The sequence below is a fragment of the Anaeromassilibacillus senegalensis genome, from assembly GCF_001261775.1.
GTDB classification, from domain to species: Bacteria; Bacillota; Clostridia; order Oscillospirales; family Acutalibacteraceae; genus Anaeromassilibacillus; species Anaeromassilibacillus senegalensis.
Genome location: NZ_LN868538.1, coordinates 1,143,607 through 1,157,277, shown reverse-complemented (window position 1 = coordinate 1,157,277; position 13,671 = coordinate 1,143,607). Strand labels below are relative to the sequence as shown.

General features: G+C 52.4%; 14 protein-coding genes. 11 read left to right on the top strand and 3 right to left on the bottom strand.

The window, feature by feature from the left end:
* Nucleotides 1-22: 22 nt before the first annotated feature.
* The 6 genes from BN2106_RS15095 to BN2106_RS15065 all read left to right on the top strand — a co-directional run bounded on the left by BN2106_RS15095 (nt 23) and on the right by BN2106_RS15065 (nt 7,141).
* Nucleotides 23-514 (top strand): YfcE family phosphodiesterase, encoded by a 492-nt coding sequence (locus tag BN2106_RS15095; protein WP_050699502.1) that lies wholly within the window; start codon nt 23-25, stop codon nt 512-514.
* A gap of 1,475 nt (nt 515-1,989) precedes the next feature.
* Entirely contained in the window at nt 1,990-3,684 is a 1,695-nt protein-coding gene (locus BN2106_RS15085; protein ID WP_050699375.1) for a phospho-sugar mutase, read from the top strand.
* Nucleotides 3,685-3,813: 129 nt separating this feature from the next.
* Nucleotides 3,814-4,740, top strand: a complete 927-nt coding sequence (locus BN2106_RS15080) for a DUF7916 family protein (RefSeq protein WP_050699374.1) — start codon at nt 3,814-3,816, stop codon at nt 4,738-4,740.
* Between the two features lie 327 nt (nt 4,741-5,067).
* Nucleotides 5,068-5,856: an alpha/beta hydrolase gene (locus BN2106_RS15075; RefSeq protein ID WP_050699373.1), complete on the top strand. Its 789-nt coding sequence runs from the start codon at nt 5,068-5,070 to the stop codon at nt 5,854-5,856.
* Nucleotides 5,857-6,016: 160 nt separating this feature from the next.
* Nucleotides 6,017-6,364: a cupin domain-containing protein gene (locus BN2106_RS15070; protein WP_050699372.1), complete on the top strand. Its 348-nt coding sequence runs from the start codon at nt 6,017-6,019 to the stop codon at nt 6,362-6,364.
* 63 nt (nt 6,365-6,427) lie between these two features.
* Nucleotides 6,428-7,141, top strand: a complete 714-nt coding sequence (locus BN2106_RS15065) for a nitroreductase family protein (RefSeq protein ID WP_050699371.1) — start codon at nt 6,428-6,430, stop codon at nt 7,139-7,141.
* A gap of 193 nt (nt 7,142-7,334) precedes the next feature.
* Here the strand turns inward: BN2106_RS15065 and BN2106_RS15060 are convergent, their stop codons facing one another.
* Complete coding sequence (locus BN2106_RS15060) at nt 7,335-7,856, bottom strand: ClbS/DfsB family four-helix bundle protein (RefSeq protein ID WP_050699370.1); 522 nt, start codon at nt 7,854-7,856, stop codon at nt 7,335-7,337.
* On the opposite strand from BN2106_RS15060, the gene BN2106_RS15055 reads away from it, so the two are divergent.
* On the top strand, nt 7,840-8,238 hold the full coding sequence (locus BN2106_RS15055) for a hypothetical protein (protein ID WP_154666556.1): 399 nt from the start codon (nt 7,840-7,842) through the stop codon (nt 8,236-8,238). The genes BN2106_RS15060 and BN2106_RS15055 overlap by 17 nt on opposite strands.
* 704 nt (nt 8,239-8,942) lie before the next feature.
* On the opposite strand, the gene BN2106_RS15050 is transcribed toward BN2106_RS15055, so the two are convergent.
* A complete protein-coding gene (locus BN2106_RS15050; protein WP_050699368.1) occupies nt 8,943-9,140 on the bottom strand; it encodes a YlcI/YnfO family protein in 198 nt (65 codons plus the stop codon).
* A 139-nt stretch (nt 9,141-9,279) separates the two neighbouring features.
* Here BN2106_RS15050 and BN2106_RS15045 point away from each other — a divergent pair, with 139 nt between their 5' ends.
* The 4 genes from BN2106_RS15045 (at nt 9,280) to BN2106_RS15030 (ending at nt 13,085) form a co-directional block, all read left to right on the top strand.
* The gene (locus tag BN2106_RS15045) at nt 9,280-9,492 is read left to right on the top strand and encodes a helix-turn-helix domain-containing protein (RefSeq protein WP_050699367.1); all 213 of its coding nucleotides are present in this window, start codon (nt 9,280-9,282) and stop codon (nt 9,490-9,492) included.
* A gap of 242 nt (nt 9,493-9,734) precedes the next feature.
* Nucleotides 9,735-10,205 (top strand): RNA polymerase sigma factor, encoded by a 471-nt coding sequence (locus BN2106_RS15040; protein WP_195891860.1) that lies wholly within the window; start codon nt 9,735-9,737, stop codon nt 10,203-10,205.
* On the top strand, nt 10,202-12,280 hold the full coding sequence (locus BN2106_RS15035; protein WP_050699365.1) for a DUF5050 domain-containing protein: 2,079 nt from the start codon (nt 10,202-10,204) through the stop codon (nt 12,278-12,280). Before BN2106_RS15040 ends, BN2106_RS15035 begins: the two co-directional genes overlap by 4 nt.
* A gap of 28 nt (nt 12,281-12,308) precedes the next feature.
* Nucleotides 12,309-13,085, top strand: coding sequence for a YdcF family protein (locus BN2106_RS15030; protein ID WP_050699364.1), 777 nt, complete (start codon nt 12,309-12,311; stop codon nt 13,083-13,085).
* Nucleotides 13,086-13,196: 111 nt separating this feature from the next.
* On the opposite strand, the gene BN2106_RS15025 is transcribed toward BN2106_RS15030, so the two are convergent.
* The gene (locus BN2106_RS15025) at nt 13,197-13,430 is read right to left on the bottom strand and encodes a helix-turn-helix domain-containing protein (protein WP_050699501.1); all 234 of its coding nucleotides are present in this window, start codon (nt 13,428-13,430) and stop codon (nt 13,197-13,199) included.
* Between the last annotated feature and the right edge of the window lie 241 nt (nt 13,431-13,671).

Genomic DNA, 13,671 nt, shown 5'->3' with positions numbered 1-13,671 from the left:
GTTTATGGAGGGAAAAGGAGACATGCGAATTTTAGTCGTCTCGGATACGCACCGGGACCAATATTCTCTGGAACAGGCGGTTTTGCGCCAGTCGAAAGCGGAAGTAGTAATCCATCTGGGTGACGGCGCAGACGAAGCAGACCTGGTCAAGGCAAAGTTTCCGGAAAAAATGTTTTTGCAGGTACGCGGTAACTGCGATTGGGGGAGTACGCTCCCGGCAGATGGGGAAATTGTGCTGGAAGGCAAACGAATTTTCTATACGCATGGTTATTCGTATAATGTCAAATACGGACTGTATCAGGTTTGCTGTGCCGCAAGAGAAAAGGGCGCGGATATTTTGCTGTTTGGGCATACGCATCAGGCATTGACGGAATATGACAACGGGCTGTATCTGATGAATCCCGGCAGCCTGCATGGGGCGCTGGGAACGTATGGGGTGATCGATATTACCAAAGCGGGGATCGTGACGAATATTGTCGCATTGAATGGCGGAGGCCAACACAACTGGCGGTGATTCTTTCCCTTGCCGGGGTAGGATCTCCGGTCAGGTCGCACCTACGGCGAGGATTATTTTCACCTGGTTGGTAATGGTTAAAACATATTTCTCCACCTTTCTAAAAGGTGGGACCTGCGGTCGGCTCGCGCCTACGGCGAGGATCATTTTTTACCTGACAGGTAATGATTAAAACTTGTTTCCCCACCTTTCTAAAAGGTGGGACCTGCGGTCGGCTCGCGCCTACGGCGAGGATCATTTTTTACCTGACAGGTAATGATTAAAACTTGTTTCCCCACCTTTCTAAAAGGTGGCGGTTTCCAAAGGCAGAGCCTTTGGTCGTTCTCCGCAGAGAACGAAACTCTCTTTCTGAGAAGAGCGAGTGGGAACGAGTGATAGGGTTGTTTATGAGGCAGGGTGCTACCTCTGGGGCTTTTTCTAATTTCCCAGCTTTCGCTGGGAATGTACGTCGCTTTGAAAAGCGACAGCAAAGACTTTTTACTTTCAAAAAGTAAAACAAATTTTTATCTTTCAAAAATAATGGGGTTCTTTGTTTTAAACAAGCAAAAGTAAATTTTCACATTGCGAAAACAACGGGATTCTTTGCTTTAAGAAAACAAAAGAAGATTTGTTGTACAAGCAACATTTCTTTTAAAAGTTTTATTCCATAACGCAATTACAGTGAATGTTGTTGCGTAGGCAACCTTGTATTAAAAAGAAGAATTAGAAACACTTTACATGAAACAAGCAAATTGATTGCACATGCAATCTTATCCCTTTTTACGCTTTTAATAAAGCGGGAGAAAACCGCTGGTTGCCCTCATGCCGGGCGGCACCTCCGGTGGGGACGCTCGCTTGAGACTGAAGCCTCGCACGACGCTCCAAACGACCATCGCCGTAGGCGCGTTAGACACTGTGTGTCCGGTTTTGCCACGAAAGTTGGACAAAGGCACGGACGTGCAACGTCTTTCGCGGACCTGTGGTCGGGACGCGCCTACGGCGGGAAGCATTTTTTCTTGCATACCATTCTTAAAATATATTTCTACATTTCTAAAAGCGGCGGTAAACAGTGGCTGATTTGCGTTAGTTTGTCACTTGGTGCGTGTCAATTAGGTTTTTGGGGCGCGAGAGTGGGCTCCGGATGACTTCGACTCACGCCCCCTACACCCCCGGTATCCTCATATACTTGAGTTGCTCAGGGAAGGCGGGGTGCACTTCATTGCCGGGGGGAGCTTTGGTTGGGGTTGCTTTTTTATGGGTTCTTGCGGATCGTCGGTTGAGATTGCCCAAACGGGAGATTGTTCTTTCCGTCCCGCCACTGTGCAAATGCGATTTTGCATATGCTGCATGGCGGGCCGCGCTGACCGCAGGTCCATTGACAGGGGCGGAATTGAATGGTACTCTATATATAGAAATGTTGATTGAATGGAATCCGGTGAAACAGTCTTTCCGGATTCCATACAAATTTGTCATAGGTATTGAAGGGGGATATAAACATGAGTGAATATGAAAGATGGCTGGCCCAGAAGCTGGATGACCCCGATTTGACGGCGGAACTGGAATCCATCCGCAACCAGCCGGAAGAAATCAACGACCGATTCTACTGCAACCTCGACTTCGGTACGGCGGGCCTGCGCGGCGTGATCGGCGCCGGAACCAACCGTATGAATGTCTATATTGTCCGCAAAGCGACCCAGGGATTGGCGGATTACCTGAACGCCCATGTGCGTAGCGCCCATGTGGCGATCGCGTATGACAGCCGCATTAAATCCGACGTCTTTGCAAAAGAAACCGCCGCGGTTCTCGCCGCCAACGGTATCACCGCGCACATCTATCCGTGGCTTTCCCCGGTGCCGACGCTTTCCTTCGCGACCCGTTATTTAAAATGCGACGCGGGCGTCTGCGTGACCGCGAGCCACAATCCGTCCAAATACAACGGCTATAAAGTATACGGCAGCGACGGCTGCCAGATCACCAGCGAGGCCGCGGACGAAGTTTCCGCCGCCATTGCCAAAACCGACGTCTTTACCGGCGTAAAGCGCATGGACTTTGAAGACGGCGTTCGGGAAGGCCGCATCGTCTACATCAAGGATGAGGTCATCAACGCGTTTTTGCAGGAGGTTCTCAACCAGAGCGTGATCCCGGAGCCCTGCAAGGGTCTTAAGGTGGTCTATACGCCGCTCAACGGTTCCGGCCGCGTATGCGTCACCCGCATTCTCGACATGATCGGCGTGGACGACGTGACCGTTGTTCCGGAGCAGGAGATGCCGGACGGCAACTTCACCACCTGCCCGTTCCCGAACCCCGAGGTCAAGGAAGCGCTGCAAAAGGGCTTGGAGCTTGCTGAAAAGGTGCAGGGCGACCTGCTTGTCGCAACCGACCCGGACTGTGACCGCTGCGGAATCGCGGTGCGCCACGATGGCCAGTATGTGCTCATGAGCGGCAACGAGGTCGGCGTGCTGCTGATCGACTTTATCGCACAGGCCCGTATCAAGAACGGCAAAATGCCGAAGGACCCGGTGGCGGTCACCACCATCGTCAGCACCGATATGGCGGACGCCGTCGCGGCTTCCTATGGCATTGAGATGCGCCGCGTGCTGACCGGCTTCAAATACATCGGCGACCAGATCGCTTCTCTGGAGGCGGCGGGTCATCCGGAACGCTACATCTTCGGCTTTGAGGAAAGCTACGGCTACCTGTCCGGCGGCTATGTGCGCGACAAGGATGCCGTGGACGCCAGTATGCTGATCTGCCAGATGGCGTATTACTACAAACAGCAGGGCAAGACGCTGGTGGATGCCATCAACGCCCTGTATGAAAAACACGGCTATTACCGCAACGGCCTGCTCAACTTCGGCTTTGAAGGCGAGGACGGCATGAAGACCATGAACCGCATCATGGATACGCTGCGCGCCAACGCGCCGGCGGAGATTGCGGGCTACAAGGTTTCCGGCTGGTCCGACTATGAGACGAGCAAACGCACAGACGGCGGCGTGGTCAGTGCAATCGACCTGCCGAAGTCCAACGTGCTGGAATACCGTCTGGAAAACGGCAGCAAGGTGATTGTGCGCCCCTCCGGCACGGAACCGAAGATCAAGATATACCTGTCCGCAAAGGGTGCGACACAGGCGGATTCCAATGAGATCGTCGGCAAGCTGGAAGCGGCGGTTAAACCGCTGCTGGGCATTTAAGACGCATGATTCCTCACGATAGGGTAAAATAAAAGGGCAAACAAATGGGGGCGGATGGGAATCCGCCCCTTTCTGCTTATTTGAAAGATTGGCCTTTTATTAACACGTAAATACAGGAGGTTGAAAAATATGCTGAAACGTCTGCTGGACTGCAACACCACCGACCTGGAAAACATGAACAAGGACCAGATTTTAAAATCCATTGCGATGAGCGAGGGGCGCATTCTTGCGTGCGAGACCATCGGCGCGGTGCAGCCGATGCTGGGAAATATCACGAACGCGGAGTTTGTCTCCGCCATGGGCGCGGACATCGTGATTCTGAACATGTTCGACGTGATTGAACCGCAGATCTGGGGACTGCCGAAGGTGGAGCCGAAAGATACGATCCGTGAGGTGAAGCGGCTGACGGGGCGGTTGGTTGCCGTCAACCTGGAGCCGGCGGAGCAGTCCTTTTCCAAGGAGACGGATGAGGACATCTGGAGCCTGACCAACGGGCGCAGGGCGAGCCTGCAAAACGCGAAGGCCGCCGTGGAGATGGGGGCGGACATGATTATCCTGACGGGGAACCCGGGAATCGGCGTGCAAAACAAGCTGATTACGGAGTCCTTGAAAGCGATTGCGCCGGAGCTGGGCGACCGCGTTATTCTGGTGGCGGGCAAGATGCACGCGTCCGGCATCCTGAAAGAGGCGGGACAGGGGATGATCACCCGCGAGGACATCAGCGAGTTTGCGGACGCGGGCGCGGATGTGATTTTGATGCCCGCGCCGGGAACGGTGCCCGGGATTACAATGGAATATATCCGCGAGCTGGTGGGGTACGCGCATTCCCTCGGACTGCTGACGCTGACGGCGGTCGGGACCTCACAGGAGGGCGCGGACCAGCAGACGATCCGGCAGATCGCGCTGTGGTGTAAAATGGCGGGGACCGACATGCACCATCTGGGCGACGCGGGGTATATCGGCATGGCACTGCCGGAAAATATCACCGCCTATTCAACCGCGATCAAGGGAATCCGCCACACCTACCGCCGCATGGCCCGTTCCATCAACCGCTGACCTCCGGTCGGGACGGCGCGGGCGGAAGTTTATTGAAGCACAGTACCACGGAAGGCCGCGACAGAAAGGACTCGCTCCCGGGACCTCCGGTCTGTACAGTTTACTCTTTCCCGTATTCTGTGCAATGGTGTGACGGAAATGATCTGCTCCCGACACCTGTGACGGATGATTGAATGAAAGGCGCCGTTATTTGCGGTAATCGTCTGGCATAGTTCATAGTTCCGGTACCAGCGTGCGGGATGACTAAATTGGAGTGGATAACATTACTCAGTTTAACTGAAAATTTCCCCGGAAAATTTAAACATATAACTGTAAGGAGGGGATTATTTGAGCGCATTAAAAGTGGAGGCGCTTCCATTTTACAGCAACATACTGAACAAATACATGCGGGCAATGGTGTATCTGCCGCGGGACTACGATAAATTGCCGCCCTTGCCCGTCCTGTATTTTCTGCATGGGAGAAGCGGGGATGAAACAATTCTGTCCCTATTGGAAATGGACACGTTGGCGGACCGCATGATACAAAATGGAGAGATCAAGCCGATGATCATTGTCTGCCCACGGATCGAGAACAGCCGAGGGATGAATTCAGCCCCTGTATTTGAGAATGTTACTGGTTCAGACGGGAAGAACAGCATTCAGATCGGACGGTATGAAGATTATTTGATTGATGAAGTCATTCCCTTGATCGACCGTACATACCGCACTGTCCCAAATAGAAGCGGACGGTATATCGGCGGCGCATCCGGCGGCGGCTATGCGGCGCTTCACAATGCGTTCCGGCATCCAGACCTATTCACCAAGGTAGGGGGGCACATGCCTGCCGTAGAATTGCGGCTTGAGGAAGAGGATCAGCCATTCTTTAAAAATATGGACATATGGAAGGCCTATGACCCCATATCCATTGCAAAGAGTCCTTTCATGCCGGACGGCTTAACTGTTTATCTTGATGCCGGCGATCAGGACGAGGGTGGATTCTACGAGGGGTGTGCGATTTTGCAGGACATATTGCAGAGAAAAGGGATTGCATCACAAAATCATATTTTCCCGGGACATCATAGCGTGTCATATATAAAGACTAATCTGGAGAAATATCTAATGTTTTATGGCTCGTAAACCAAAGAGAGCAGGGCTGGCTGTTTGAGCTTTAACCTGGAATAGGAATATTGAGGAGAGGACGGACAACCAACATGTACCCCGGTGGACATAAAAAGCAAACGAGTCGTTCTAGTGGGATTATGTAAATAAGATTCAGCAGGCGGGAGGCTGACTTCATATGTTAGACAAAATCAATTTACTGGCGGAAGCCAACAAAGTCAATCAGCTATATGTTTATGAGAAAGTGGGCCGTCTGAACGGGCATACTTTGAGTGTCGTCAATGTGGAAAACAGAACCTTGGACTTTCATGTCCATGAGAACTCGGATGAACTGTTCTATGTCCTTGAAGGAGGCTTTCAACTGGAAACAAAGGACGGATTGACCAGGGTGGACGAAGGGGAATGTATCATTGTTCCCAAAGGCGTTTTGCATCGACCGGTGGTCAAATCGTTGACCAGGTTTTTAATGATCGAATTAGAGGGCACACTGAATAAAGAAAACAGCGGAGATTTATATGAGGATTAACGGCAAATGAACGTTTATCCCATCGTCTGATCCGCGGTTTCTTACAGCAAAGGAGCGTTTGCCATGAACTTATATCAATCCATCGCACAGCGGAAATCCTGCCGGAAATACGACATGCAGCCCTTAAAACAGGAGGAACTGGCAGCTATTGAAGAGGCAATCAAGGGGTTTGAACCGCTTGATCCCGGTTTGCCGGTGCAATACCGTTTTACCCGGAAGGTAAAGGGCCTTTACCATGTGGAAGCGCCACATTATCTGATCATCGGCGGACAGGGGAAACCGGGAGAAGCGGAGAATATCGGCTTTGTATTTGAACAGCTTGTTATGTGGTTTGACGCGATGGAGCTTGGCTGCGTCTGGCTCGGCGAGTCAAAGGACGCTGAAAACACAAAAGAATCCAAGGGGGACGTGATTACCATCGCGTTTGGCCGCTCGCCGGAGTCGGTACACCGGACCAAAGGGGAATTCAAGCGCAAGCCGATTGCAGACGTCACCAACGCGCCGGACGATGTTTGCATTCAGGCGGCCCATTTGGCTCCGTCCGGCCTGAACACACAGCCCTGGTATTTTGAAAAACAGGACGGCAAAACCCTTGTCTATCAGCGCAAGCTGGGTTTGCCGGTTTCCCTGCTCTACAAACATTCAGATACCGATATGGGCATCGGCCTGTGCCACTATGCGCTGGCCTGCAAAGAAACCGGGAAGCCGTTTCATTTTACCCGCACCACAGAAATCCCGAACAAAGCGGGATACTACCCATTCGGGATTCTTTCTTAAAAACATTTACAAAAGGCCGGTGATTTCAAATTTGAAATCACCGGCCTTTGTGCATATAGTGCCGCCGCCTTTTTTCGCACGGCGGCAGGTTGCAATAAAATGTTGTATGATGGTCAGAATATTGCTGTTCCAGAAGCGGCAAGGAAGCAGGCCAAAAGGGCAACGCCCAATGAGACACAATCGTATGATTGCCTCACACACGGGTTGCTTCTTTGTACGTTTTATGGTGCAGCTTGATCTTTTTTATCGCCCAATCGTAATGGCTGGAGGTTGCCGAGATACAGTAACTGCCCAGAGAAGTGGTGCCTGTCCAGGAAAAGTGCTTCTTCTCAAACAATTCCTCGTCGGTGAAGCCCTCTATGATCTGCATCACCTGGGCATGGCTCTCTTTGAGCATTTCCATAGAAGTGCCGTACGGGGTATCCTGATGTTTTTCCCAAAACCCCACGTTCATCTGCGGATAGGTTTTCCAGTTGTACGGCGCGGGCAAAAAGGGCGCAGAAATGCCGCTTTGATTGCTTTGTATCCATTTTAAAAGCAGCTGATGCCACTCGTATAGATGAATCAGGATGTCCCGCAGGTTTTTGTCCCGGTCCTCAAATTGAAACACAGCGGTCTGTTCTTCGTCCGGCAGGCTGTCAATTAGTTTCCACAGTTTGGAAAACTGGCCGTTGGCTGCCTCGAGCAGACCGGATTTTGTGGATGGCCTTGGCATCGTGCGTCCCTCCGATATAATCATTTCCTCCCATTCTAAAGGATATAAGATAAAAACGCAAGCCTGGACGCCTTTGCGGACAGTCCGTGAAACAAATAAAATAGTTTATGTGAAAAATATTGACTTATTTATGCAAAAAGATTATAATTTAGACAAATGTTGGACCGGTATCGATAAAGACAAAAGAAGTATTGAAAAAGCAATGGTCATCCGGAAGGATAAAATTGGGTACTTGCTCCTACATCTTCTCCTTAGTAATATAGGTTCCAAAGCTGAGAAGGGCCCCGGCGGTTTTTATTCCGCCGGGGCCCTTCTCGCTTTTAGACCTCTGGTTGGGACGGGACGTGCAAGGTCTTCCGCACCTACGGTGGTTTTCCCATAAGGTTGAATGCTATAAAAAAACGCAGAGGTTCCACCCAACAACGTCCTCATGTAAAATGATAAAGCCCAGCTGATAATTTGGCATAAAACTCATAAAAAGCAAACCTGACCGACAACCACATGAAAGCCAAAATAAAAAAACAGAAAGCCAAAGCTCCCCCGGCAATGAAAAGCACACGGCTCTCCCTGAGCTATTCAGGGATATGAGGATACCGAGGGTGTATGGGGGCGGACCTCCGGTCGGGACGGCGCGGGCGGAAGCTTATATAAGCACAGATCCACGGATGCCCGCGACAGAAAGTACCAACTCCCGTGTGACATCTCAGCCGGTAACTTGATTAAATTTTCTTGTTGAAAGTTAAAAACACCCAGCTGACCCTGGGCAAAGAATCCCCATAAAGCATAGAAAAACCGGAGCTCCGCCGTCAATGAAAAGCACATTGCTCTCCCTGAGCATTTAAGGTATATGGGGATACCGGGGGTGTAGGGGGGCGTGAGTCGAACTAATCCGGAGCCCAGCTCTCGCGCCCCCCTACGCGTGCCTTTGTCCAACTTTCGTGGCAAGACCGAAAGTTGGTGCCGCCCGGCATGAGGGCAACCAGCGGTTTTCTCTCGCTTTATCAAAAGCATAAAAAGTAATATGATTAATAAAAGCATAAAGAATATGAAAAACAGGATGCACCATATTGTCTGGTACATCCTGTTTTATTCTGTATGCTCTTTTTCTTCCATCTCGGCTTCCTTCAAATTTTCCAAGGCAATCCGAACCGCTTCAATGACAAAAGCAGAAAAGTTGCATTCTTTTCCGACAATAGCCTTTTCAACTTCCTCAATCATATCATTTGGAAAACGAACGCTTTTGCTTGTAGTCGGCGGAATTCGAGGTATCTTGAACTTTTTCATATACGTTACCCTCTTTAAGTGCTACGATTGTATTACATATAGTATGCGGCAAATCTGCTAAGAAATATGTATTGCGTTTGTCTTGCAAAATATTGGAGATAGTGTTACAATAAAGAAAAAGTTCAGGAAGTGAATAAAAATGCAAAACCTCCCCCTTGCCAATAACCTTCGGGTCCTTCGCCGCCGCTCGGGGAATACCCGTCAAGAGTTGGCGAACGAACTTAAAATCCACAGGTCGGTTTATGCCTGCTACGAAAACGGATACGTCGTTCCGCCAATTGACTGCCTGCTCCGGCTGTGCCAGCGCTACGGCCTGACACTGGACGAACTGGTGCGGGACGAGCTATGTTGAATCAAAATGTACTTGTACACGTAACAAGTGATAAAGAGTCAATTGAAAAATTGGCAGACGAGCTGATAGAGGAAAATCTGGAGGCATTTCAGGCGCTGGCCAAATGATTCAATAAATATCTGCTTTTTAAAAACCAATCTTTTCCAAGCCCCCCTTTGGGGGCTTTTTTGCGTTATAATAGAACCGTCATGCAAGCAAACCCCCGTTTGCTTTGTGTTATAAAAAGAGGGGAGGTGAGGGGATTGCGGACAAACCTGGAAATCGAGCGCGTCGTGGAGGAATACGCCACCATGCTGTTGCGCGTGACGTTCTCACAGCTGAACAACCGATCGGAGGCCGAAGACGCTGTGCAGGAGGTCCTGCTGAAATATATTGAGAAAGCGCCGGAATTCACCAGTGAAGAGCACGAAAAAGCCTGGCTGCTCCGTGTGGCGATCAACCACTGCCGCAACCGCCTTGCCTGCGCGTGGAACCGCAAACGGACAGAGTTGGACGAGAGCATCCCCGCGCTGGACCCGGTGGAAAACGAGGTGCTTCACGCAGTATCGACGCTGCCAGCCAAGTACCGCACCGTCGTTCACTTGTACTACTTTGAAGGCTACTCCACAAAGGAGATCGCAGAGATTTTACATAGCCGGCCCAACACCATCTCGTCGCGCCTGAGCCGCGCACGGGGAATGCTGGCGCAGGCCCTGAAGGAGGAGATCGAATGAAACGGGAATACCAATCCGGCTACCGCAAGCTGTACGCCGATAAGGCCTTTCAACAGCGCCTGGTGCAGAATCTGGAGGATTACCGCGCCCACCCGAACCCCGCGCGCCCGCGCTGGATGGCCCCGATGGCTGTCGCCGCCTGTTTGATCCTGTTGTTCGGCCTGGGACTGCCCACGATGCAGCGCGTCCTCAACCAGGAGGGCACGACCTCCGGCCTGTCCGCCCCCGGCAACGAGGGCGTGACCATCACGGACGGCGTTTACCGCGACAGCCAGGTGACCAACCTGCTGGTGCTGGGCATGGACAACGAAAACGGCTATAATGACTGTGTAATGCTGCTCTCACTGGACCGGCGGCGCGAAGTCCTGAAATGCAGCTTCCTCCGCGGCGACCTGACTGTGGAGCTGCCGGAGGGCGGAACCCGCAGCTTGAACCGCCTGTCCAGAAAGAGTCTCTCCCCGGGCGAGGCGGCGTCCGCGATAGAAGCCGCCGCCGGCGTCGGCGTGGACGGGTATCTCCAGATGGACATGGCGGACCTGCCGGCGATTATCGACGCGATGGGCGGTGTAACACTGAACCTCTCTTCGGAAGAGGCCATGTATTTTGCCCTGAGCAGCAGCCTGGAAATTGGCCTGCCCGGGCTTGATGCCGGGACCTATGAGCTCAGCGGCACGCAGGCGCTCTATTATCTCCGCATCCGGCTGGGCGATGAGCATGACCAGATGCTGCGGCGGGAAAAGCTTTTTCAGGCGTTGGCTGGGCAGGTGAAGGGCCAGGACCTGGCGGCGCTGGCGAATACCATCCTCTCCGTGGCGAATACCAACTTTTCCGTCTCGCAGACGACGGAGCTGTTGCTGGGGCTGCCCGGTTTTCTCGACAGCCCGGTGCGGATGCTCCGGGCGCCGGCATCGCAGGACGAAGAAGCCGTTACATTAAAGGACTGCGGAAAAGAGCTGGCGGAATTTATTTATGAGGAGCTTCCCGATAACTCCGGCGCGTATGTTGCGCCGGCCACACCGTCGGAAGACCGTATGCGGGCGGGCAATACCCCGGGCAATCTGGCGAACGGCGGAATCGTGGCGGAGGAGGACGGGCGCCTCTATTATATCGACCACAGCGACAGCAGCAGTATCTGTATGTACGATCCGGAGAACGGCACGCAGACGGCGCTGACGCAGACCCCGTGCAGCTCGCTGAATGTCCTGGACGGTCATTTGTACTTTATCAGCCAGACGGACGGCGGGATTTACCGCATGGACAGTCTTGGTGAGAACCGGATTCCCATATCGGTGGGAATAGAACCGCATGAAAACCTCGTGGTCACACCGGAGTATCTCTACTATTCGCGCGGCAATACCGTGTACCGGATGGAAACCGGGATCGTTGAAACCAGCTTGATGATGAACGTTGTCCCGGAAGAGGTTATTCTGGAATGGAGCATCGGTTCCCTGTTGGATTTGCAGTGGAGCAACGGCTCGCTGTATGCGTTTGCCAGAGAAGACAAGCTCCCCTGGCAGATTAATGTGTACCGGCTCGAGGCAGATAAAAGTATTGAACTTGTCTGTGCATTTAACCGCTCGATGGATGACAGCTGCTTTTTCCACTGGGATGGGGACGCTCTGTATTATACAAACGAAGACGGACTCAACCGGTGGCAAAACGGGGAAACCGCCAAAATCGTTTCCGGACGGATCACCAGTATGCTGGCGGTGAATGGAACCATCTACTGGCAGGATGAATCCGGCGGGCTTTATCGCGCGGAATGGGACGGCAAGGCATTGAAAAACAAAGAAAAACTGTACCAGGCGTCGGATTCCATCGCGCGTCTCTGTGAGGCAGGCGGCAGCCTGTACTATACCAATGCGTACAAAACCATCACCTGGCGGATGGATCTGAACGATCCCGAACATCCCCGGGCGCCGATGGGCATTTCCTTCACGGCAAATGCTTATGACGGTGTGGATGTAAACAGTTCCGCATCGGAAAAAGTGGATATCAAAGGAAACCATGCGAATTCTGTACGTGGGTATACACATCTGGACGGGCAGGTATATTCGGATTTATCCTCCAGATAGCTGCATAGAAAGGGAGAAAAAGGACGGAATGAAGAAAAAGACGCTGAAAATAGTCGGGCAGGTGCTTCTGTTCCTGCTGGGAACGGGCCTTCTGGTCTGGTTTTGCATCCCCATTTTTTGGGGTGTGTTCCACATCGGCAATGGAATGGGCATCTGCTTCAGTTTGCTGCTGATGGCGGGGGCGGTTTGGTATGTCCCTGTCCGAAATTGGATGGAACAGTCAGCGCATGCGCGGGGGTTCCGTTTCCTGCGCCGGGGCCTGTGGGCCTGCTTTGCGCTCTGTATGGCCTGGTTTGCGTTCCTGACCGCCTGCATGGTCGTGCCGCAGCCCGCGCCGCCGGAGGAGCCAAACGGCACAGTGGTCGTGCTGGGCTGCAAAATCGGCAGCGCCGCGCTGAATGCGCGGATCGACCGCGCGGCGGATTACCTGCGGGCGCATCCGGAACTGCAAGCCGTGGCCAGCGGCGGCTTTGACGACGACTTGCAGCTCTCCGAGGGGGAGGCGATCAAACGCGGCCTGGTCTACCGGGGGATTGCGGAGCACCGCATTTATGTGGAGGGCGGCAGTGCCGATACCAAGCAGAACATCGCCTTTACGCGCGCGGTCATCGAAGAAAACGGACTGGCCCACGAGCTGGTAATTGTGACGGAGCAATATCACGAATACCGCGCGGTACAGATCGCGCGGCGGCAGGGCCTGTCCGCCAGCGCCGTGCCCGCAGAGACGCCCTGGTACATCCTGTCCGCCAGCTATGGGCGGGAGCTGCTCGCGCTGACAAAGTTTTTTGTGTTCCCCTGGCTGTGAGCGGATGCGGTGACGCACCAGCTGCCCGGGCACAAAATTTCCGGGTTGAAAGATATCGAACCTGGTCACAGCAAACCGCCCGCCCTGCAAGGAAGCAGGGCGGGCGGTTTTTTACAGTTCTATTTTGCGGCTGCGTTCATGGGGCTTGGGATCATCCGTCAGGCCCATGAGGTAATCCACACTGACGCCATAAAACACGGAAAGCGCCTCCATTACCTCCAAAGAGGGCTGCGCTTTGCCGTTTTCATAACGGGAATAGGTCTGCTGGCAGCAGCCGAGGTATTCAGCCAGTTCCTGTTGCTTTTTATCGCTGTCTTCACGAAGCTCTCGCAGTCTCAAGCGCATATTATCACCAAGGTTATAATAGGGTAGATCAAAATGTGGGATTGCGTTATACGCAGATTCTGTGTATAATGAAAGCGTATTATGCGTGTGAATAAAATTGACGGAAGAAATGGATAAAAAATACAGGGATTTGGAAGGCTTTCGGGTAAAAAAGGATACCAATCTACGGCTTTTTTGAAAAGAAAAAAGAGTTGAAGATTAAAAAGAGAAAATAATTATTTGTTGCGTGAATGTAATTCAC